Source organism: Ruegeria sp. S263, assembly GCF_056780525.1.
Map to the genome: position 1 here is coordinate 2,760,678 of NZ_CM165558.1, position 21,550 is coordinate 2,782,227.

Here is a 21,550-nt window from a genome sequence, read left to right on the forward strand (position 1 = left end):
GCATTATCCCTTGGTCTTGCCGATCAGGCCCAGAATGTCCTGCGCTGCCTCGGGGATGTTTGTCCCCGGACCAAAGATCGCCTTGACGCCGTGATCATAGAGGAACTGATAATCCTGCTGCGGAATCACGCCGCCACAAATCACGATGATATCCTCGGCTCCAGCCTTTTTCAGCTCTTCCACCAGTTGCGGCGCGAGGGTCTTATGCCCCGCTGCCTGCGAGGAAATACCGACCACATGCACGTCATTGTCTACCGCGTCCTGCGCCGCCTCGGCGGGTGTCTGGAATAGTGGACCAACATCCACGTCAAACCCGATATCGGCAAAGGCGGTCGCGATCACTTTGGCACCCCGGTCGTGACCGTCCTGCCCCATCTTGACCACCAGCAAACGCGGACGGCGGCCTTCAGCCTCGGCGAATTCCTCGATGGACTTCTGGATCGCGGCAAAGCCTTCGTCACCCTCATAGGCCGCTCCGTACACACCGGCCAGCGTTTTCACTTCGGCGCGGTGGCGACCGAATTCCTTTTCCATTGCCATGCTGATCTCTCCTACGGATGCGCGGGCGCGCGCGGCTTCGACCGCAGCAGCCAGCAGGTTTCCGCCCTCTTGGGCGGCCTTGGTCAGGGCGCCCAACGCCTGTTGGCACGCGGCCTCGTCGCGCGTGGCGCGGATACGCTCCAAACGTGCGACCTGCGCTTCGCGCACAGCGACGTTGTCGACGTCCAGAATGTCGATCGGGTCTTCCTGTTCCTTGCGGTACTTGTTGACACCGACGATCACCTCTTCGCCCCGGTCGATCATGGCCTGACGGCGCGCGGCGCTTTCTTCGATCCGCAGCTTGGGCATGCCTGAAGCGACGGCCTTGGTCATGCCGCCCATCTCTTCGACCTCTTCCATCAGGGCCCAGGCTTTTTCGACCAGTTCATTAGTCAGGCTTTCGATGTAATAGGACCCCGCCAGCGGATCGACCACATCGGTCACGCCGGTTTCTTCCTGCAGCACAAGCTGCGTGTTCCGGGCAATGCGGGCTGAGAAATCGGTGGGCAGGGCAATCGCCTCATCCAGCGCGTTGGTGTGCAACGACTGGGTACCGCCCAGAACCGCGCTCATCGCCTCATACGCTGTCCGGATCACGTTGTTATAGGGGTCTTGTTCCTGCAACGACACACCCGAGGTCTGGCAATGGGTGCGCAGCATCTTGGAGCGTTCAGACTTCGCGCCAAAATCGGTCATCACACGGTGCCAGAGGGTGCGTGCGGCGCGCAGTTTGGCGATTTCCATGAAGAAGTTCATGCCGATGGCAAAGAAGAACGACAAACGGCCCGCAAACTTGTCGACGTCCATCCCGGCTTGCGTCGCGGCGCGGACATATTCGCGGCCGTCGGCAAGCGTATAGGCCAGTTCCTGCACCAAGTTCGCGCCAGCCTCTTGCATGTGATAGCCCGAGATCGAGATCGAGTTGAACTTGGGCATCTCGTTCGAGGTATAGTCGATAATGTCCGAAATGATCTTCATCGACGGCTCGGGCGGGTAAATATACGTATTCCGCACCATGAACTCTTTCAGAATGTCATTCTGAATGGTGCCGGACAGGACGGATTTGTCATGGCCCTGCTCCTCACCGGCGACAATGAAATTCGCCAAAATAGGGATCACCGCACCGTTCATGGTCATCGAGACCGAGACCTTGTCCAACGGGATACCGTCAAACAGGATCTTCATATCTTCAACGCTGTCGATGGCAACACCAGCCTTACCCACGTCGCCAACCACACGCGGGTGGTCGCTGTCATAGCCGCGGTGCGTAGCCAGATCGAAGGCTACGGACACACCCTGCTGACCGGCGGCCAGATTGCGGCGGTAAAAGGCATTCGATTCCTCAGCCGTCGAAAAGCCCGCATACTGGCGGATCGTCCACGGACGACCTGCGTACATCGTGGCCTTCACGCCCCGGGTAAACGGGCCGAATCCCGGCAGCGTGCCCATATGCGGCAGATCGGCGGTGTCCTCGGCTGTATAAAGAGGTTTGACGTCGATGCCTTCAAGCGTCTCCTTGGTAAGGTCTTCCAGCGGACGACCGCGCAGCTCTTTCTCGGCCAGCGCCTGCCAGTCTTTGGTATCGGTCATGGCGAATTCCTTTTCCTATTTAGGATCGCGCGCAGAGAGGAACCTGCCCGCAGTTATGTTTCGGATTGCCCGGTCCATTCGGGCTGCGCGCAACAAATTGAGCGCACAGTGCATTTCACTGGTCGCATTCATCGACACAGGGGCTATATTCGATGGGACAGGAGGCCCAATGACACGAACGCTTGCCCTTGTTTTCTCGGCACTAATCCCGCTGGCGGCCTTTGCCGCTGACGGGTCTGCACCTGCCGAAGACGAATTCGTCCGCCCCGCTGGTGACAGCGACCTCAGCGAGTTTTTGTGGGTCAGCCGACCCATCGTCGTCTTTGCCGACACCCCTGCGGATCCACGTTTCCAGCAGCAGATCGACATGCTGGTCGAGGGCGAAGCCGCCATGCGGGACCGCGACGTCGTGGTATTGACCGACACCGACCCATCGGCCCGATCCCCGATCCGGTCGCAGTTGCGCCCGCGCGGGTTCCAGATGGTATTTGTCGACAAGGACGGCGTGGTCAAACTGCGCAAACCGTCCCCGTGGAGCGTGCGCGAGATTGGCCGCTCCATCGACAAGACCCCCTTACGCGAACGCGAAATTCGCGAACGGCGCGAGGGCGGTTGAGCGTCTTCGCCACACCCAAGCCGCCCGGCACAGAACGCCGGGACAACAAAGGGATATGGCAAAAACGCCACCATGATCACTCGAACTCGATGATCACATCGTCCACGGCAAGGCTGTCGCCGGGACCAGCGTTGATCTTGGCGACCACGCCTTTCTTCTCGGCGCGCAGGATGTTTTCCATCTTCATCGCCTCGACGGTGCAAAGGGCCTGACCTTCCTGCACTTCCTGACCTACTTCGACGTCGATCTTCACGATCAGGCCGGGCATCGGGCAAAGCAGCATTTTCGAGGTGTCTGGCGGCAGCTTTTCAGGCATCAGCTTGGCCAATTCCGCCTGGTGCGGGCGGCGCACATGCACTTTCAGGTCCGCACCCCGGTTGCGGATGCGGAACCCGCCCGAGATTTTTCCGACCTTCATGACCAGCGGATCACCATCGACATCCAGCACGGCCAATTGATCACCCGGCGTCCAGTCCGAAGCGACGCGAAGCGTCGTTCCGTCTGTAAAGGCGACAGTCGCGCCCTCTTTGTCGGCCTCGATCTTGACGTCAAACTCGTGCCCTTGCAGCGCGACATTCCAATGTGCGCCGACCTTACGTTCGTGGTTATCCATACGGCCCGACACTCGGGTCCTGCGGATTTCAGCAACACGGTACATGGCCGCGCAAGACGCTGCGATACGACGCAAGTCCGCTTCGGGCAGGGTCACGCCTTCGAACCCCTCGGGGTATTCCTCGGCAATGAATGCGGTGGTCATGTCGCCGCTAATGAATTTCGGGTGATCCATCACGGCAGACAGGAACGGCAGGTTGTGGCCGATGCCTTCGACTTCAAAACTGTCCAGCGCCACGCGCATCGCCTCGATCGCCTGATCGCGGGTCGGGGCCCAGGTACACAGCTTGGCGATCATCGGGTCGTAGTACATGCTGATCTCGCCGCCTTCATAAACGCCGGTATCGTTACGCACCGCGGCCTCGCCTTCGGGCGCGTCGCCTTGCCACTTGCCGTTCACCAACATGGGACCAGCAGCCGTTTCCATCGGCGGACGATACCGGGTCAGACGGCCAATCGAGGGCAAAAACCCGCGATACGGGTCTTCGGCATACAGGCGGTTTTCAATCGCCCAGCCGGTCAGGGTCACGTCATCTTGGGTAATGGTCAGTTTCTCACCAGCCGCCACACGGATCATCTGTTCCACCAGATCGACACCGGTAATCAGCTCGGTCACCGGGTGTTCCACCTGCAGGCGGGTGTTCATCTCAAGAAAGTAAAAGTTCTTTTCCCCATCCACGATGAATTCAACTGTCCCGGCGCTGGCATAGTTCACGGCCTTGGCCAAAGCGACCGCCTGTTCGCCCATCGCTTTGCGGGTTTCGGGGTCAAGGAACGGCGACGGGGCCTCTTCCACAACCTTCTGGTTCCGGCGCTGGATCGAGCATTCGCGCTCGCCCAGGTAAATGCCGTTGCCGTGGCTGTCACACAGAACCTGAATCTCGATATGGCGCGGCTGGGTCACGAATTTCTCGATGAAAATCCGGTCGTCGCCAAAGGAATTTGCAGCCTCATTCTTGGAGGATTGGAAGCCTTCGCGCGCTTCGTCGTCGTTCCACGCGATCCGCATGCCTTTACCACCGCCACCGGCGCTGGCCTTGATCATTACCGGATAGCCGATGTCGTTGGAAATCTTCACCGCCTCATCGGCGTCTTCGATCAGCCCCATATAGCCGGGCACTGTCGAAACGCCTGCATCCTGAGCGATCTTCTTCGAGGTGATCTTGTCACCCATGCTTTCAATCGCACCGACCGGGGGGCCAACAAAGGCCACGCCCTCGGCCTCCAACGCCTCGGCGAATTTGGCGTTTTCCGACAGGAAGCCGTAGCCGGGATGAACCGCCTGTGCGCCGCTTTGACGGATCGCGTCCATAACCTTGTCGATCACGATATAGGACTGGTTCGCGGGGGGCGGGCCGATATGGACAACTTCATCCGCCATCGACACATGCAATGCGTTCTTGTCCGCGTCCGAGTAGATGGCGACAGTGCCAATACCCATTTTACGCGCGGTCTTGATGACCCGGCAGGCGATCTCGCCCCGGTTGGCGATCAGGATCTTGTTGAACATGGGACGTCCTTTGTCTTGGTGTTCTGGGAACGCAAAACGCCGCCGCAGGGTCTAATCCCCACGACGGCGAGATGCGCGATGACGGTCGAGGCGACGCGCGCCCCGAAGACTACGTTAGTAGCAGTTTCTTTGTGTTTTGCAGAAAAGCACGTTGCCTGCGGCACCGACCGCAGCCCCGACAAACGGGTCGGCGCTGAGGACGGCCGCGCCCAACGCGCCCGCGCCGCCACCAAGCAGCGCCTGTTCGCCCGTGTTTTCACCGCAGGCCGTAAGGCCCGCACAGGTCGCCAATACGAGGACGACTTTTGAAATTCGCATGTTATCTGCCCCTTCAGGTTATTTGATGCATTCGGGGGCACATGTCGGATTTGCGCCTTGTTATTCAATATCAGGCGGATCAAATTTGGCGTTTGCGCAGAATTATGCCGCTTTTTGCGCAATTCATGCGCAAAGAAAAACGCGGGCAGGGAATTGTGAATTTCACAAGCCTGCCCGCGGAAGGAAGGGGTACGGAATAGTAGGTGCATGTGCGGCGCAGGCAAAGTAGAGCCGCACGGCCTATCAACCATGCACGCCACCAATTCGGCCGCCAACCACTCATCGTTTCCTTTTGATTTTCCGGCTGAATCCTGCCCATACATCGAAACCTCGCGCAAATATGCGCCGACGGGAATTTGTAGACATGTGTTCACAGACGCTCTGCTAGCCGTCACATAGCCGTTACACAAAGCTATCAATTCGACACTTCGCGCCAAATCGACCTCACGGCGTGCTGCGGGTGCGAATACAACAAAACCCATGTTTTGCAACGCATTGATATTTGCGTTCACCCCGCCGTGAAAACCGGCGAGCGAAATAACACAGTCGCATGAGAAATCCGGCCCAAATCCTCCCGACTTGGTGATTTCCCTCCGCAAAGCTTGCGTGAAACCTTGGCCATGCACACTCGCATACAAGGAATTATCCCTATGAAAACAAAGGGTAAATACGCTGGCCTGCTTGCTGCCAGCGCGCTCTGCGCGGTTTGCATGCCGGCCTTGGCGCAAGATGCTGAAACCCAGGCCGAACTGGAGAACCTGCGACTCCGGGTCGAGGCGCTGGAGTCGCAGGATCCGAACTCGACCCCCGGCGAGTTCCGGATTGGGAACACGACCCTGGACCTGTACGGCTATGTCAAAGCTGATTTCTTCTACGACTTTGACTTTGATCAGGGCGACACGGCCTTCGTGAACGTCGTGGGTGAGCCCTCTGCCGCGACCAGCGGGACGTTCGGTGCAACCGTTCGGCAATCCCGACTCGGGCTTCTGACAAGTACGCCCAGCGCGATTGGCGATATCGGCGGGCAACTGGAACTTGACCTGTTCGCAGGTGGAGGTGCCGCCGAATTGCGCCTGCGTCACGCCAACATCCGCATTGGCGAACAATGGTTGATCGGTCAGTTCTGGACCAACTTCCAGCCACTGGACACCTACCCGACCTCGGTCGAATTCAACGGCCCGGTTGGTATTGCCTTCGCCCGTGTTCCACAGGTGCGTTATACCAATTCGTTCTCCAGCAACGCTGAATTCGCACTGTCCATCGAGGAAAATGTCGGCGGGTCGAATTCGGATGATCCGGTACTGACGGCCTCGGCCGAGTATAATGATGGCAGGTTCATCGCGCGCGGTGCCCTGCTTTACGGTAAGGCCGAGGGCGGCGGTGTCGAAGTCGATCAGACCGGTCTGACCCTGTCGGGTTCGGCGCGCCTGTGGGAAGGCGGCCTGTTCCAGGTCAATTACGTCACCGGTGAGGCGCTTGGCCCGTGGCTGATCGGCCTTGGCGATGCGGTCGTCGGAGGCGAGGCGAACGACGTCGACGGATTCACCGTCGAACTGCGTCAGCAGCTGAACCCCAAATGGAATGTGGGTATCGCCTACGGCTATGAAGACTATGACTTGGCGACCTCGACCGGTACGCTGGCCTTTACCGAGCTTGAGACGATCCACGTCAACGCCTTCTATCAGGCGACCGACAACCTGACGCTGAGCGCCGAATACATCTTTGGCGAACGCAACGACGCCCCCACCGGACGGACGTTCGACGCCAACCGTGTTCAGGTGGCCGCGCAGCTTAACTTCTGACGCACGAACCTGACCCTGCCCCACACGAGGCGGGGTCAACCAGTCAGGACCTGACGTCCGCTGATATGTGGCGGCCAAAGGCACGTTCAGCGCACCCCATCGAAAATATCGGGAAATGACTGCCGCGCAGCGTTGACGTCAATCACCAAAAGCGCATCATAGCTGGCGGGGTCAAACGGATCTTCGGCCGGGATCACCTCGCGCTGGAACAGCCAGCTCAGCCGCCCTGCATCCAGATTTCCACGCTCAAATGGTTGATCCCCGAAATGCTCCCACAGCGCCTGCATGAAAGCTGTATCTGCGCGCCTGTCCGCCGGTTTGCGGTCACGAAACCGTTCACGGGAGGTTATTGGGGTCACCCCCTTTGGATTGGCCCGACGGATGGTGAACTGAAAATCCGTTCCGGCCAGACGGCCTGGGAAACCGCGATGTTTCAACATGCTGTCACCTCGCGAAAATAAGAACAAAACGCACATCCGTTGCAGGACGAAGCCATTTCAAACACCCCCATTGCGTCTTTACTGGTCAGAAATGCTTTGACTGGTTTACACACGGTCATCATGGTCAAAGCCCCTCCCAGATACACCGGGACTGTTCCAGCCGGTAGGCCTCGAAAAACTGCGTGGCATCAGGAGCAGAGCGGCCAAATTCCGTAGGACGATCAGATAGGGAGATAACGACGCGAGCCGGCTCAAGCTCGTACTGCGCGACGTAGGCAACAGCCAGTGTCTGACATAGATGCTCCATATCAACCGAAGCGACGTCATAGCCAATTCGCCCGACATCAGACCCGATCTTTGGCGCGATAAACCGAAACCGCACCCACAGCTCTCCGGGGTTGTTGTCCAGAAGAACATCGCGCAGGTGTACGGGCTGACCTGACGGGACCGGCAACAGCGCCGAAGTCTCGGCAAAAGTCGTAGCGGGCTGCGCAAGAAGGGTCAGAATAAAGGCACGACCCCAGACCTGCCAATGGCAAGCTCCTCTCTCCGGGATCGTGCGCGCATGGCTTTTGGCCCGCGCTTTCCTATTTCTGATAACCACATTCATTTAACAGCTTTGACCTCAAAGTCAAACTTGACTTTCATTAAGCCTAGTTGCCCGGTTCAAGTTCGGCCCTCGAACCAAGCAACCTGTTCTGCACCAATACCTTACAGCGGGATATTGTCGTGCTTTTTCCACGGATTCTTGAGCTGCTTGTTCCGCAGGCTGGCAAAGGCACGGGACACGCGGCGGCGCGTTGACTGCGGCATGATCACCTCGTCAATGAAGCCACGCTCAGCAGCGACAAAGGGATTGGCAAAACGGTCTTCATAGTCCTGCGTATGCTGTGCAATTTTCTCAGCATCCCCCAGATCGGCACGGTGAATGATCTCGGTCGCGCCCTTGGCACCCATCACAGCGATCTCAGCAGTCGGCCACGCATAGTTAAAGTCCCCGCGCAGGTGCTTGGACGCCATAACGTCATAGGCCCCGCCATAGGCTTTGCGGGTGATCACGGTAACCTTCGGAACGGTCGCCTCACCATAAGCAAACAGCAGCTTTGCACCGTGTTTGATGACGCCGCCATATTCCTGACTGGTCCCCGGCAGGAAGCCCGGCACATCAACCAGCGTCAGGATCGGAATTTCGAAGCAATCGCAGAAACGCACGAACCGAGCCGCCTTGCGGGAACTGTCGATGTCCAGACAGCCTGCCAAAACCATTGGCTGGTTTGCGACAACACCAACGGTCTGGCCTTCCAAGCGGATAAAGCCGGTGATGATGTTCTTGGCGTAGTCTTCCTGAATTTCGTAGAAATCCCCCTCATCCGCCACTTTGGTGATGAGTTCTTTCATGTCATAGGGGGTATTCGGATTATCTGGGATCAACGTGTCCAGAGAAGCCTCAATCCGGTCAGGTTCGTCAAAGAAGGGGCGGACCGGTGGTTTTTCACGGTTGTTCAGCGGCAGGAAGTCAACCAAGCGGCGAACTTCGGCCAGCGCTTCAACATCGTTCTCGAACGCTCCGTCCGCGACCGAGGATTTCTTGGTGTGGGTCGAAGCACCGCCCAATTCCTCGGCAGTGACGACCTCGTTGGTGACAGTTTTCACAACGTCGGGGCCTGTCACGAACATGTAGGAGGTGTCTTTGACCATGAAGATAAAGTCGGTCATCGCCGGGCTGTAGACCGCACCACCTGCACATGGCCCCATGATCACGCTGATCTGCGGCACCACGCCCGAGGCCATGATGTTGCGCTGGAAAACTTCTGCATAACCGGCCAGCGACGCAACGCCTTCCTGAATCCGCGCACCACCCGAGTCATTGATACCAATCACAGGTGCTCCGTTCTGGATCGCCATGTCCATGATCTTGCAGATTTTCTGCGCGTGGGTTTCCGAAAGGGATCCGCCAAAAACGGTAAAGTCCTGACTGAACACATAAACCATGCGGCCATTAATCGTGCCCCATCCGGTCACGACACCATCGCCAGCGGGCTTTTGGTTCTCCATCCCGAAATCAGTGCAACGGTGGCTGACAAACATGTCGAATTCTTCAAAGCTGCCTTCGTCCATCAGCAACTCAATCCGCTCACGCGCGGTAAGTTTGCCTCTTGCGTGCTGTGCGTCGATACGTTTTTGTCCGCCCCCTAGACGGGCATCGTTGCGGCGGCTTTCTAGTTCGGTCAGGATGTCTTTCATGACGATGATCCCCTCTAAAATTTGTCGGGACACTATACGCATCGCACCAAGGACCAAAGCACCATTCGGCAAATTTGCAAATCTTTGGAAATATCCTTTCGGAAAATTGTAAATTTGCTAATATTGTATCGAGTTCGGCAAGACGGATGGTAATTGCGACGCCGCTCACTATACATGTGAACCATGCAGTTCAGTTCACCCTCGACGCGACGTTCGCCGCCCACGATTACAACGCTCGTCCTTTTGTCGGGGCTGTCTGCGCTAAGCCTGAACCTGTTCCTGCCCAGCCTTCCGAATATGGCGCTGTATTTCAACGCGGACTACAAGGTCATGCAGTTGTCAATCGCCCTGTACTTGCTGGTCAACGCCGTTCTGCAAATTCTGATTGGACCGATCGCGGACAAGGCCGGTCGCAGGCCAGTCCTGCTTTGGGGATTATCTTTGTTCTTGCTTGCCACACTCGGCAGCATCTACGCACCCAATGTCGAAGTTTTCTTGGCCTTCCGCATGTGTCAGGCGGTCATTGTCGTCGGAATGGTGCTTAGCCGTGCAGCCGTGCGCGACCTTTATGATCAGGATCAAGCCGCCTCGATGATCGGATATGTCACTATGGGGATGGCCGTCGTTCCCATGATCGGTCCTGCAGTCGGTGGCCTTCTGGAAGAAAGCTTCGGCTGGAAGGCAAACTTTTGGCTGCCATTCGTCCTTGGCGCGTTGACTCTGCTGCTTGTATATCTCGACTTTGGCGAAACCAGCGCCAAAAGCGGCAAAACGTTGGGACAGCAATTCAAGGAATACCCCGAGTTGCTGACGTCGCCACGGTTCTGGGGATATTCGCTGTCATCGGCCCTGTCATCAGGTGCCTTTTTTGCCTATCTCGGCGGCGCGCCCTTTATCGGCACCGAGCTTTTTGGCCTGACCGCATCCGAGGTTGGAATTTACTTTGGCGCACCCGCAATCGGGTATTTCTTCGGGAACTTTATCAGCGGGCGGTATTCGGTTCGATTTGGCGTAAACCGCATGGTTCTTTGGGGGAGCGCATTGAACGCCGCGGGAGTCTTACTGTCCGCTATACTGTTCCTTGCCGGTTTCGGTACTGCACTCAGCTTTTTTGGCTTCATGACCTTCGTCGGTGTTGGCAATGGCATGACGATACCGAACGCCACCTCGGGCGCCCTGTCCGTTCGCCCCCATTTGGCCGCCACAGCCTCTGGCCTCAGCGGTGCCATCATGCTCGGCGGCGGCGCTGGCCTTAGCGCACTGGCTGGCACCTTGTTGACGCATGAGACCGGCGCGATGCCCTTGTTGTGGCTAATGCTCGCCACCGCTGCACTCGCGGTTTGCGCAATCGCAACGGTGATCCGACGCGAGCGGCAATTGGGCCTATAAGACGGCTTGCACCCAATAGTTTGCAAAGTTAGCCTAGCGCGACAGAAAAGTTGCAAAGGCAGACCATGGCGACCCAAAAGCTATATGCTGGTGCGAAACTGCGCGAAATGCGCACACGTCTGGCGCTGACTCAAAAGGAATTCGCAACCAAACTGGGTGTTTCGCTGCCATACCTAAACCAAATGGAGAACAACAACCGCCCGATATCGACGACGGTTGTTCTGGCTCTGGCGCAAGAGTTTGGAATGGACGTGACCGAACTCAGCACAGGTGACAGCGAACGGCTTGTCTCGGACATGCGGGAGGCTTTGGCAGACCCTGTGTTCGATGACGCGACCCCTCCGCTGGCAGACCTGCGCCTGACGGCATCAAATGCGCCCGCACTTGCTCGTGCGTTTATTGCGCTACACCGCACGTACCGGCAGACCCACGAAAGACTGGCGTCGCTTGACGAAGCGCTGGGGCGTGAGGACGCCCAGATACAAGCAAGTCCCTGGGAAGAAGTTCGTGACTTCTTTCATTATTGCGACAACTACATCGACGCCGTCGACCGCGCCGCCGAGAGATTTTCCAGCCGGGCTCCAGACGCCGGCAATATTCGCACGGCAGCCATAGAAAGCCTGAGCGAGCGCGGTATCAGAGTTCAGTTTCCGGATATCGCAGAAACGCGGAAATACGACGCAGACAGTAAAACGCTTTTCCTGTCGTCACGCATTGCGCCCCAGACACAGGTGTTCCAACTGTTGCTGCAGGTCGCCCTGATCGACCAGGACAAGCTGCTCGAAGCGACACTGGATTTTGCAAAATTTCAAAGTGACGAGGCCCGCGCAATCGCGAAAATCGGTCTTGCCAACTACTTCGCGGGCGCCTCCCTGATGCCATATAGCAAATTTCTAGCGGCGGCACAGGAATACAGGCACGATCTGGAATTGCTCAGCAACAGTTTTGGCGCGTCGATTGAACAGGTGGCCCACCGACTTTCCACCCTACAACGCCCCGGAGCCAAGGGGATTCCGTTCTTTTTCGTACGTGTGGATCAGGCCGGAACGATTACCAAACGCCACTCAGCCACCCGACTGCAATTTGCCCGGTTCGGAGGCGCATGTCCGCTGTGGAACGTGCACCGTGCCTTTGAAACGCCCGGCCACTTCCTAAGACAACTTGCCGAAACGCCAGACGGCGTCCAGTATATCTCCCTTGCGCGGGACGTGTCCAAATCGGGGGGATCGTTTGGCGCGCCAGTGCGCCGCTATGCCATAGCGCTTGGATGTGAAGTGCGCCATGCCGAGGCACTGGTTTACGCAGACAATCTGGATATCAACAACGCCAGCGCATACGAACCCATCGGCATATCCTGCCGCATCTGCGAACGTCAAAATTGCCATCAACGCTCTGTTCCACCGCTGGAGCGCCGTCTGTCAATCGACGCGCATTCACGTGGCACGCTGCCCTACGAAGTCACCTGATCTTCACCCGGCAAGAAAATATCCCGGGGGAGTCGCGGCCTGCCGCGACGGGGGCAGAGCCCCCGCCCTTTTGGATCAGGCTTTCGACAAGATCGACCAGATCTCATCCTTCAGGGCTGCGCGTTTCTTGCGCAGCTCGCCTTCGGCCAGTTCTTCCATCGGTTCAACATTGGTTTCCGCGCGGTGAACGCTGCGATTAATCTCGTGATACTCATCTGCCAGCCGCGCGAAATGCGCGTCCGACTGCTTGAGCTGGCTCATCAGGTCAACTTTGTCCGGAAACTCTTCGGCCAGTTCATGCGGGGTGTGGGACATTCCTGTTCGCTCCTTGAATATGTCGTTGCGATTCAGACTATAGATGATTCCCATACCCCGCTTTGACGCGGATCAAGTTACCGTTGTGCAGTAGCCCATTGCGGATGAATCCAGGGCCGGTCATTGGCCTTTGGCAAGGGATCTCGGCCCAGAAGATGATCCGAGACTTTCTCACCCACCATAATCGACGGGGCATTCAAGTTGCCGTTGGTGATCTGCGGAAAGAGTGAACTGTCAGCCACACGCAACCCGTCCACCCCAATCACTCGGCCCTGCGGATCTACAACAGCATTCCTGTCGTCCGCCCGCCCCATTCGGCAGGTGCCGCAGGGATGATACGCGCTCTCGGCATGCTCGGCGATAAAGCCGTTTAGCTCTTCATCGCTTTGAACGCCTTCACCCGGCTGAATTTCCTTCCCGGCAAATGGCTTGAAAGCCTCCTGCCCGAATATTTCACGCGTCAGTCGTATACAGGTCCGGAAATCCTCCCAGTCCTGTTCGTGGCTCATGTAGTTAAAGCGGATCACAGGTGCATCCTCGGCCCGCGCTGAACGCAAGGTTACAGACCCGCGCGACGGAGACCGCATCGGCCCCACATGTGCCTGAAACCCGTGCCCTTCGGCCGCCGCCTGCCCGTCATAGCGCACCGCGATTGGCAGGAAGTGGTATTGGATATCGGGGTACTCGACCCCTGGCTTTGACCGAATAAAGGCCGCACTTTCGAACTGGTTCGACGCCCCAAGCCCGGTTTTGGTGAACAACCACTGCGCCCCGATCAAACCCTTGCTGATCAGGTTCCAATGCTTATACAACGTGATCGGCTGCAACGACGCTTGCTGGATATACAGTTCCAAATGGTCTTGCAGGTTTGCCCCCACACCGGGGCGATCAGCGACAACCTCGATTCCATGTTCAGCCAATTGTGCCGCAGGGCCAATTCCCGACAGCATCAACAGCTTGGGTGAGTTGATCGACGACGCCGCCAGAACTACCTCGCGCCGCGCACGGATGATCTCTTTCTTGCCGCCTCGGATCAGTTCGACGCCCGTGGCGCGACCATTCTCAATCACGACCCGTGAGGCAAGACCGCGGACAATATCGCAATTCTCGCGCTTGAGGGCGGGCTTCAGATAAGCATTTGCCGCCGACCAGCGCCGCCCCTTCCAGACGGTCTGCTCCATCGGGCCAAAGCCTTCCTGCTTTTCGCCGTTATAGTCGCCCGTGACCTCGTACCCGGCTTGCTGACCCGCATCGACGAACGCATTGAACAGTGGGTTCTCGCGCGGGCCGCGTGACACGTGCAACGGACCATCGGTGCCGCGCCACGCGGTATCGCCACCATGACCTCCGTCGTGCCACGTTTCCATGCGCTTGTAGTAGGGCAGCACATCCGCGTAGGACCAGCCATCCGCGCCCATCTCAGCCCAGGTGTCAAAATCCCGCGCATGGCCACGTACATAGACCATGCCGTTGATTGAGGACGATCCGCCAATCACCTTCCCGCGCGGACAGGCCAGCCGGCGGTTGTTCAGATGCGGCTCGGGCTCGGACTGGTAGCCCCAGTCGTACCGCGCCATGTTCATCGGATAGCTGAGAGCGGCAGGCATCTGGATGAACGGTCCGGCATCGGTGCCGCCATGTTCGATCACCAGAACCGAGGCCCCGGCCTCGCTCAGTCGATATGCCATCGCGCAGCCAGCGGAGCCTGCGCCAACGATGACGAAATCTGCTTCCATTTTCGGGTCTCCATTGCCGCTTCAGCGCCAAGATCTCTGTCGAATACTCTCAGCAAGACTGAAGGGGGTATTTCTAATTCAGTCAGTTATTCTCCTCGGGGAAAGCGTTGGCTTTCCTCGACGATATTCAGGTCCATGTGATTGCGCATGTAACGTTCGGACGCCTTCTGCAGCGGCTGATAATCCCACGGGTAATAGCCGCCCTGACGCAACGCCTCGTAGACGATCCAACGGCGGGCCTGGCTTGCACGAACATCTGCGTCAAAGCGGTCCAGATCCCAGCGAGCCTCGGACTTGGCGCGCAAGGTTTGCAGGGTGCCGGCGTGTTCGGGCTTGCCCGCAAGGTTTTCCAACTCGTGTGGGTCGGCCTCAAGGTCGAAAAGCTGATCGGGGTCCAATGCACAGCGGTTGTATTTCCACTTGCCATAGCGCAGCGAAACCAGCGGGGCATAGGACGCCTCCGCTGCGTATTCCATTGCAACTGGGGCCTTGCGCTCAGATCCCTGCGCCAGCGGAACAAGGTTCTCACCATCGGTCCACGGCGCGATCTCGGCCATATCCACACCAGCCAGCGCACCCAGTGTTGGGGTCACGTCGATGGTTGAAACAGGCGTATCAATTCGGCCCACTGCAAGGTCAGGCGCTGAAATCATCAACGGCACACGGGACGAGCCTTCAAAGAAGGTCATCTTGAACCACAAACCCCGTTCGCCCAGCATATCACCATGGTCCGAGACGAACAGGATGATCGCTTCTTGGCGCGTGGTTTCCAGCACCTCAAGAATCTCGCCGATCTTGTCGTCCAGATAGGAGATGTTTGCGAAGTAAGCCTGCCGTGACTTGCGGATATCATCCTCAGTGATATCGAAGCTGCGCCAGTCGTTTGCGTCGAAAATCCGTTTCGAATGTGCGTCCTGATTGTCATAACCAAGGTCCGGAACCTCGGGCATCAGGTGCTCGCAATCTTCGTACAGGTCCCAGTATTTTCGGCGGGCCACATAGGGATCGTGCGGATGGGTAAAGCTGACGGTCACGCACCAAGGCCGCTCATCCTTGCCTCGCGCCAGATCATACAGTTTGGCTTTCGCGTTGTAGGCAACCTCGTCGTCGTACTCCATCTGGTTCGAGATTTCGGCCACGCCCGCGCCCGTCACCGAGCCCATATTGTGATACCACCAGTCGATCCGCTCACCCGGTTTGCGATAATCCGGCGTCCAGCCGAAATCGGCGGGGTATATATCGGTGGTCAGGCGATCCTCGAACCCGTGTAGCTGATCGGGGCCGACAAAATGCATCTTGCCGGACAGACAGGTGTAGTACCCCGCCCGGCGCAGATGATGCGCATAAGTCGGGATGTCGCTGCGAAATTCAGCCGCGTTATCATAAACACCAGTCCGAGAGGGCAACTGCCCGGACATGAAGCTTGCGCGCCCCGGCGCGCATAGTGGCGATGCCGTATAGGCATTGGCAAACCGGGTCGAACGATCAGCCAGCTTTTTCAGGTTCGGAGCATGAAGCCATTCCGCGGGACCGTCTGGAAAGAGGGTCCCGTTCAACTGATCCACCATCAGGATCAGAATGTTCGGTTGTGTCATTTTTCAGCCTCGAGAAAGGTGTTGAGCACCCGAATGGCGTGATTAACCGCCAGTTGCGGTTCTTCCGGGGCACTAAGCGCGGCGCGGATATAAAGCCCGTCAATCAGCGCGATCATGTTTTCCGCCGCTTCAACCGGATCAGACAGCAGCGGCCGCAGCGCAAATATCAGATTTGACCGGATGCGGGCCTGATAAATCTGCCACAAACGAAGCGCGTCTTCGTTTGTCTGCGCAAGGACATAGAATGTCATCCACGCGGCGATCACGTCAGGCGTGAAACAGGACGGCGCAAAGCAGGATCGGATGATGGCTTGCGCACGTTCATCGGGTGCTGCGGACTTGAGCTCCTCGCGCGCTTCGGCCCCGAAGTCGGATAGGATTTGGCGCATCGCAGCAAGGAATATCTGATCCTTCCCACCGAAATAGTGATGGGCCAGCGCGCTGGACATCCCTGCACGTTTCGCAATTTGGCTTACGGTCACATCAAGGGATTTCTTGGACCCAAGCTCGGCAATCGTCGCCTTGACGATAGCATCACGACGAATTGGCTCCATTCCGAGTTTCGGCATCACGGCCCCCTCACCTGCTACTGGTAAGGAAACGCTATGCGGTTTTTATTGACTCGTCAATCAATAACGATTTTTCGGCCGCTACACGCTTAAAGTTTGGGCGCGATACTGGGCGTGGTCAAGCTGCTGCGGTTCAGAACAGCTTCGCGCCACGCAATGAAACTTACGGCTGCAAGAATCAAAGTTCCCCCTGCAACGACCCAGATGTCGACGCTCTCGTGGAACACCAATGCGCCAAGAAGTGTGGCCCAGATCAGTTGCAAGAACGTCACCGGCTGAGTGACGGCCACAGGTGCCGCCTGAAGCGCAAGCGTCATGAAATAATGGCCAAGAGTCGCAAAACTGGCGACTAGAAAGAGAACGCCCAGATCATACAGGCTGGGCGGGATCCAGACCGCAGCGGCAAAGGGAACCAGTGCAACCGTTACCCAAATCGACATATGCGCGACAACGACCGAGGGCGGCAGGTCCCGCACCAGCGTTTTGGCCAACAAGTATGACGCCCCCAGCATCAGGGACGTCCCCAACATCGCCAGATGACCGGCCGAGATTTCACGAAAACCCGGGCGCAGAATGATGGCAACCCCGATCATGGCAACAAGGATCGCTGCAATCCGGCGAATGGCCAGCTTCTCGCCCAGAAACAGCGCCGCACCCAGAGTCACATAGACTGGCGTCATGTAATTCATGGCCGTGACCTCGGCCAACGGGATTTGCGTCATGGAAAAAAACCACAGCATGACCGCGACTGCATGGACCAGACCACGCATTCCGAACATCGCAACATGCTTGCGTGTCAGATGTGTGGTAACGATCAGGCGCAGCGCGGGCAGCAAAAAGACCAACCCAAAGGCAAACCGCAAAAAGGCCGCTTGAATAGGGTTCATGGACGTCCCCAGCGATTTGACCAGCGCTGTCATAACGACAAACGCCAAACCGGCGGAAAACATCCAGAACATGCCCGCGACAGGGCGATACAAAGCGGCTTGAGTTGTCATGTTAACAATTCAATACCGAATTGCCGCCGGGAACAACCCTTCACATCGCAACAAGCTTTGCCGCAAGCGTCAGCATCACGACCCCGATTACCACGTCCAGCACTTGCCATGCTCTGGGTCGAGCAAAGACAGGCGACAAAAGACTCGCCCCGTATCCGAGGGAAAAGAAGAAAACGAAACTGGCGGACATAGCTCCCAACGCAAAGGCCAATTGATCTTCGTATTGGGCGGAAATCGAGCCGATCAACACAACCGTATCCAGATAGACATGGGGGTTGAGCCACGTAAACGCGAGCACTGTCAGCAAAACGGATTTCAGGCTGGCCGTCTGCCCCTGCCCGACCTCCATAACGGCCCCGCCGCGCCAGGCCGAGCTGAGGCTGCGCAACCCGTACCACGTCAGGAATATCGCACCGCCATAGCGCATGGCCGTTTCAAACCAGGGAAAAATCTGCGCCAGTGTGCCGAAACCCGCGACGCCCGCTGCGATCAGAATTGCGTCTGAAACGGCACATGTCAGACACAAGGAAAACACATGTTCGCGCCGCAGCCCCTGACGCAGGACGAATGCGTTCTGCGCACCAATGGCAAGGATCAGACTAAAGCCAAGCACAAAGCCTGCAATCAGAGATGTGGACATGTAACCTCCTGTGTTTGGACGTTGACTATGCCCATCCTCGCGATCTATCAAATTAAAGATGTTGATGCTGGTTAAGTTATACTAATGATAATCGACCCCCATCACTTGTCTGCATTGTCGGCCATTTTGCGACACGGCAGTTTCGAAGCCGCGGCCGCTGATCTGTCTGTAACGCCGTCGGCGATTTCTCAACGGATCAAGGCCTTGGAAGATCGTGTCGGGGCGGCTTTGATACATCGCGGCACACCTTGTACGGCCACCCCAATGGGGTTGCGGATCGCGCAACACGCCGAGGATATCGGATTGCTCGAGGCGAAACTGGCACGAGAGCTTACCCTCGATCGCAAATCAGGTCCGGCGCGGGTGCGTATCGCAGTTCCGGCAGATTGTCTGGCAACCTGGTTTATTGATGCGATGGCCCAGGTCGACGACCTGCTGTTCGATTTGGTCATTGACGATCAGGATTACTCAGCCGAGTGGTTGCGGCGCGGCGAAGTCAGCGCCGCGGTAACCGTCGGCGGACAAACAATTGCCGGATGTGACGCGATTGCCTTGGGCGCGCTGAGGTATCTTCCCACGGCCAGTCCGGAATACCTGCGGACATGGTTCCCAAACGGTGTAAACGAAGCCAGTTTAACCCGCGCGCCCTGCCTGACTTTCAATCGAAAGGACAGCTTGCAAAAGGAATGGATCGCCCTGCAGACGGGCCGCCGTCTTTCTCCGCCTTCGCACTTCCTGCCCTCTTCGCAGGGGTTCGTGGATGCGGCAATTGCAGGATTGGGATGGGGGATGAACCCGGTGGGTCTGGTGGAAACAGCCCTATCGGACGGACGGCTGGGATTGCTGGTTGAAGATGCGCCGCTGGATATCCCGATGACGTGGCAGGTCGGGCGTATTCTGGCCCCCGCGCTCAGGCCGTTAACCGCCGCTGTCCTGAAATGCGCCCAGCGCGCCCTTCGGCCTGACGCATAACTCGCTGATCAAGACTAAACTGGAACTTTGGAACGCGGAACAACCACGCGATAACATGCGATGGCAGCAAAAAGGCTTATAATAACGATGAACAGGATCGCCCAGGCCACTTCGTGCATATGGGCAATCCCTGCAAGTGCGGCAGACAGAATAACCCCGGAAATTCGGCAGATACTCTTGATAGCGGCGGCACCTTTTACCCGCTGATCTTTGGGCGCGACGTCAAGAAAGTAAAGCTTCCGCGCACTGCTGATCCCCGTAACTGCGACTGTCACAATAAACAACGCAACCGCGTGCAGGTGGACGTCATGATCGACACCCAAGTAGTGAACGGACAAAAGGGCAGCTCCGGTCACGGCGACCATCAGGTTTCCCGTAACCATGACCGCACGATGCGATTTCATGTTCACCAATTGCCACAACGGAGCCGAGACCAGATAGCCTGACGCCGATGAAATTATCATCGCGGTCAGACCCTTGGCCGAGGTGTGGTGTGCTTCGGCTGCGATCAGGGCGAAGAACGGCACAGATAGGGACACCACGACAATCGGCAGGCGCATGATCATATAGCGACGGAACCACGCCTCGTTAAACATGGCTGCGATATCCGTGAAATTCTCGGTGAACTTCCGTTTTTTCGCGGCAGAGGCTTGGTCGCTGATCGGTGGCCGCGAAGTTCCTTCGGACATCGCCAAAATGGACAGACCAGACAACACAAAGAAAGTCACCGACACCGCAATAATCGCGGAATGGCGCGAAAATGGTGGGTTTTCCTTTGTAATTTCGTGAACCAATAGCGCCAGCCCGATGGCACCCAACCCACCAACGCCAAGCTGCAGATAATGCATGATCATCCGCGACTTTGATTGAACGTGATCGCCCAGAAGGTCCGTGTACATCAGCGATTGGATTTCTTCGATCAGACCGATCAGAAAGAACGCGGACACAAAGGCAATCGCGATAAGGGGAACCTTTCCGGTCGCGGCGATGACAAGTGCCACAACGAGGCATGCGCCTATTGCGATTTCCGTAATTGCGATACCGCGCTTCTTGCGCTCGCGGGCTGAAATCGGCTGGGCAAGGAACACATCGGAAATCATGCTGCCGACCATGCGCACCGATACCAGCGCACCCGCGACGAACATCGGCAGTTCCAGCGAAACGGCAAGAAAAGGCAAAACGATGGACGGGCTGCCAAGTGTCCAGGCGACCTGAGACAGAATGCTCTGCCCGGTCAGAACGGGGATGTTCCGTTTTGCAGTATTAGAAGGGCTGTTCGTCATTCACTCGATCATGTGACACCCCTTTTTCGGCCTGAATTAAGGCTAGGGGTCGATTGCGTTTCATGGCAGCTTACCGAGTTTAACAGCACCGGCCAAGCATCCAGAAAACGCAAACAAAAAACCCGGCCAATGGCCGGGTTCTTGCAGAGTAATTCAGGTTCGGATCAAAGTTGAGCCATAACCTCGTCCGATGCCTCGAAATTGGTTGTGACGCGCTGGACGTCATCGTCGTCTTCCAACGCATCGACCAGCTTCATCAGCTTCTGCATGTCGTCCAAACCCAACTCGGTGGTCGTAGTCGGTCTCCAAACCAGCTTAGTCAACTCGGTCTCGCCCAGTGCCGCTTCCAATGCGTTCGACACATCATTCAGATCGGTATCGGCGCACCAGATGATGTGGCCCTCGTCCGAGCTTTCGACGTCTTCGGCACCTGCCTCAATCGCCGCTTCAAACACGGTATCTGCATCGCCCACGGTCGCGGGGTAAACAACTTCGCCCTTGCGTTCGAACATGAACCCGACCGAGCCGGTCTCGCCAAGATTTCCGCCATTTTTCGAAAAGGTCGAGCGCACGGTCGACGCAGTCCGGTTACGGTTGTCGGTCATTGTTTCGACAATTACAGCCACACCGTTCGGGCCATAGCCCTCATACCGGATTTCCTCGTAATCGTCGCCTTCACCTGCGACCGACTTCTTGATTGCGCGGTCGATCACGTCCTTGGGAACCGAGTTTGACTTGGCCTCTTTCACCGCCAGACGCAGGCGCGGGTTCTTGTCGGGATCGGGATCGCCCATCTTGGCGGCGACGGTGATCTCTTTCGACAGCTTGGAAAACAGTTTGGACCGCGCGGCGTCCTGACGTCCCTTGCGGTGCTGGATATTGGCCCATTTGGAGTGGCCTGCCATGGTGCGTCCT

19 protein-coding genes are annotated in these 21,550 nt (G+C 57.5%); 5 read left to right on the forward strand and 14 right to left on the reverse strand.

The features are described 5' to 3' along the window. Positions 1 to 3 precede the first annotated feature (3 nt). Complete coding sequence (gene scpA / locus ACT2B1_RS13755; protein WP_171120524.1) at positions 4 to 2,130, reverse strand: methylmalonyl-CoA mutase; 2,127 nt, start codon at positions 2,128 to 2,130, stop codon at positions 4 to 6. 169 nt (positions 2,131 to 2,299) lie between these two features. On the opposite strand from scpA, the gene ACT2B1_RS13760 reads away from it, so the two are divergent. Beyond that, entirely contained in the window at positions 2,300 to 2,746 is a 447-nt protein-coding gene (locus tag ACT2B1_RS13760) for a DUF4174 domain-containing protein (protein ID WP_171120521.1), read from the forward strand. A gap of 76 nt (positions 2,747 to 2,822) precedes the next feature. Here ACT2B1_RS13760 and ACT2B1_RS13765 read toward each other — a convergent pair whose 3' ends face one another. After that, complete coding sequence (locus tag ACT2B1_RS13765) at positions 2,823 to 4,868, reverse strand: acetyl-CoA carboxylase biotin carboxylase subunit (RefSeq protein ID WP_481667954.1); 2,046 nt, start codon at positions 4,866 to 4,868, stop codon at positions 2,823 to 2,825. 114 nt (positions 4,869 to 4,982) lie between these two features. Next, on the reverse strand, positions 4,983 to 5,186 hold the full coding sequence (locus tag ACT2B1_RS13770) for a hypothetical protein (protein ID WP_171120517.1): 204 nt from the start codon (positions 5,184 to 5,186) through the stop codon (positions 4,983 to 4,985). Positions 5,187 to 5,836: 650 nt separating this feature from the next. Here ACT2B1_RS13770 and ACT2B1_RS13775 point away from each other — a divergent pair. After that, positions 5,837 to 6,988 carry a DcaP family trimeric outer membrane transporter gene (locus tag ACT2B1_RS13775; protein ID WP_481667955.1) on the forward strand — a complete coding sequence of 384 codons (1,152 nt, stop codon included), beginning with the start codon at positions 5,837 to 5,839 and terminating at the stop codon, positions 6,986 to 6,988. Positions 6,989 to 7,074: 86 nt separating this feature from the next. Here ACT2B1_RS13775 and ACT2B1_RS13780 read toward each other — a convergent pair whose 3' ends face one another. The 3 genes from ACT2B1_RS13780 to ACT2B1_RS13790 all read right to left on the reverse strand — a co-directional run bounded on the left by ACT2B1_RS13780 (position 7,075) and on the right by ACT2B1_RS13790 (position 9,672). Then, positions 7,075 to 7,428: a hypothetical protein gene (locus tag ACT2B1_RS13780; RefSeq protein WP_481667956.1), complete on the reverse strand. Its 354-nt coding sequence runs from the start codon at positions 7,426 to 7,428 to the stop codon at positions 7,075 to 7,077. 124 nt (positions 7,429 to 7,552) lie between these two features. Further along, on the reverse strand, positions 7,553 to 8,038 hold the full coding sequence (locus ACT2B1_RS13785; RefSeq protein ID WP_254447382.1) for a DUF6497 family protein: 486 nt from the start codon (positions 8,036 to 8,038) through the stop codon (positions 7,553 to 7,555). Positions 8,039 to 8,139: 101 nt separating this feature from the next. Continuing rightward, positions 8,140 to 9,672, reverse strand: coding sequence for an acyl-CoA carboxylase subunit beta (locus ACT2B1_RS13790; protein WP_171120510.1), 1,533 nt, complete (start codon positions 9,670 to 9,672; stop codon positions 8,140 to 8,142). Positions 9,673 to 9,855: 183 nt separating this feature from the next. On the opposite strand from ACT2B1_RS13790, the gene ACT2B1_RS13795 reads away from it, so the two are divergent. Next, positions 9,856 to 11,061 (forward strand): multidrug effflux MFS transporter, encoded by a 1,206-nt coding sequence (locus ACT2B1_RS13795; protein WP_171122412.1) that lies wholly within the window; start codon positions 9,856 to 9,858, stop codon positions 11,059 to 11,061. Positions 11,062 to 11,126: 65 nt separating this feature from the next. Further along, positions 11,127 to 12,527, forward strand: coding sequence for a helix-turn-helix domain-containing protein (locus tag ACT2B1_RS13800; protein ID WP_171239675.1), 1,401 nt, complete (start codon positions 11,127 to 11,129; stop codon positions 12,525 to 12,527). Positions 12,528 to 12,602: 75 nt separating this feature from the next. On the opposite strand, the gene ACT2B1_RS13805 is transcribed toward ACT2B1_RS13800, so the two are convergent. The 6 genes from ACT2B1_RS13805 to ACT2B1_RS13830 all read right to left on the reverse strand — a co-directional run bounded on the left by ACT2B1_RS13805 (position 12,603) and on the right by ACT2B1_RS13830 (position 18,380). Beyond that, the gene (locus tag ACT2B1_RS13805; RefSeq protein WP_171120501.1) at positions 12,603 to 12,842 is read right to left on the reverse strand and encodes an HP1242/YdcH family protein; all 240 of its coding nucleotides are present in this window, start codon (positions 12,840 to 12,842) and stop codon (positions 12,603 to 12,605) included. 77 nt (positions 12,843 to 12,919) lie between these two features. Further along, positions 12,920 to 14,578 (reverse strand): choline dehydrogenase, encoded by a 1,659-nt coding sequence (betA, locus tag ACT2B1_RS13810; RefSeq protein WP_481667957.1) that lies wholly within the window; start codon positions 14,576 to 14,578, stop codon positions 12,920 to 12,922. An 86-nt stretch (positions 14,579 to 14,664) separates the two neighbouring features. Further along, positions 14,665 to 16,173, reverse strand: a complete 1,509-nt coding sequence (gene betC, locus ACT2B1_RS13815) for a choline-sulfatase (RefSeq protein ID WP_481667958.1) — start codon at positions 16,171 to 16,173, stop codon at positions 14,665 to 14,667. Beyond that, positions 16,170 to 16,742, reverse strand: a complete 573-nt coding sequence (gene betI, locus ACT2B1_RS13820) for a choline-binding transcriptional repressor BetI (RefSeq protein ID WP_171120494.1) — start codon at positions 16,740 to 16,742, stop codon at positions 16,170 to 16,172. Before betI ends, betC begins: the two co-directional genes overlap by 4 nt. 89 nt (positions 16,743 to 16,831) lie before the next feature. After that, positions 16,832 to 17,740 carry a DMT family transporter gene (locus ACT2B1_RS13825; protein ID WP_481667959.1) on the reverse strand — a complete coding sequence of 303 codons (909 nt, stop codon included), beginning with the start codon at positions 17,738 to 17,740 and terminating at the stop codon, positions 16,832 to 16,834. 40 nt (positions 17,741 to 17,780) lie between these two features. Further along, positions 17,781 to 18,380, reverse strand: coding sequence for a LysE/ArgO family amino acid transporter (locus ACT2B1_RS13830; protein ID WP_171122402.1), 600 nt, complete (start codon positions 18,378 to 18,380; stop codon positions 17,781 to 17,783). Between the two features lie 84 nt (positions 18,381 to 18,464). Between ACT2B1_RS13830 and ACT2B1_RS13835 the strand changes: the two genes are divergently transcribed. Then, complete coding sequence (locus ACT2B1_RS13835; protein ID WP_171239670.1) at positions 18,465 to 19,352, forward strand: LysR family transcriptional regulator ArgP; 888 nt, start codon at positions 18,465 to 18,467, stop codon at positions 19,350 to 19,352. Positions 19,353 to 19,366: 14 nt separating this feature from the next. Here the strand turns inward: ACT2B1_RS13835 and ACT2B1_RS13840 are convergent, their stop codons facing one another. Both ACT2B1_RS13840 and ACT2B1_RS13845 read right to left on the reverse strand, forming a co-directional pair. Further along, on the reverse strand, positions 19,367 to 20,635 hold the full coding sequence (locus ACT2B1_RS13840; protein WP_171239669.1) for an MFS transporter: 1,269 nt from the start codon (positions 20,633 to 20,635) through the stop codon (positions 19,367 to 19,369). A gap of 164 nt (positions 20,636 to 20,799) precedes the next feature. Further along, entirely contained in the window at positions 20,800 to 21,540 is a 741-nt protein-coding gene (locus ACT2B1_RS13845) for a YebC/PmpR family DNA-binding transcriptional regulator (protein ID WP_481667960.1), read from the reverse strand. Between the last annotated feature and the right edge of the window lie 10 nt (positions 21,541 to 21,550).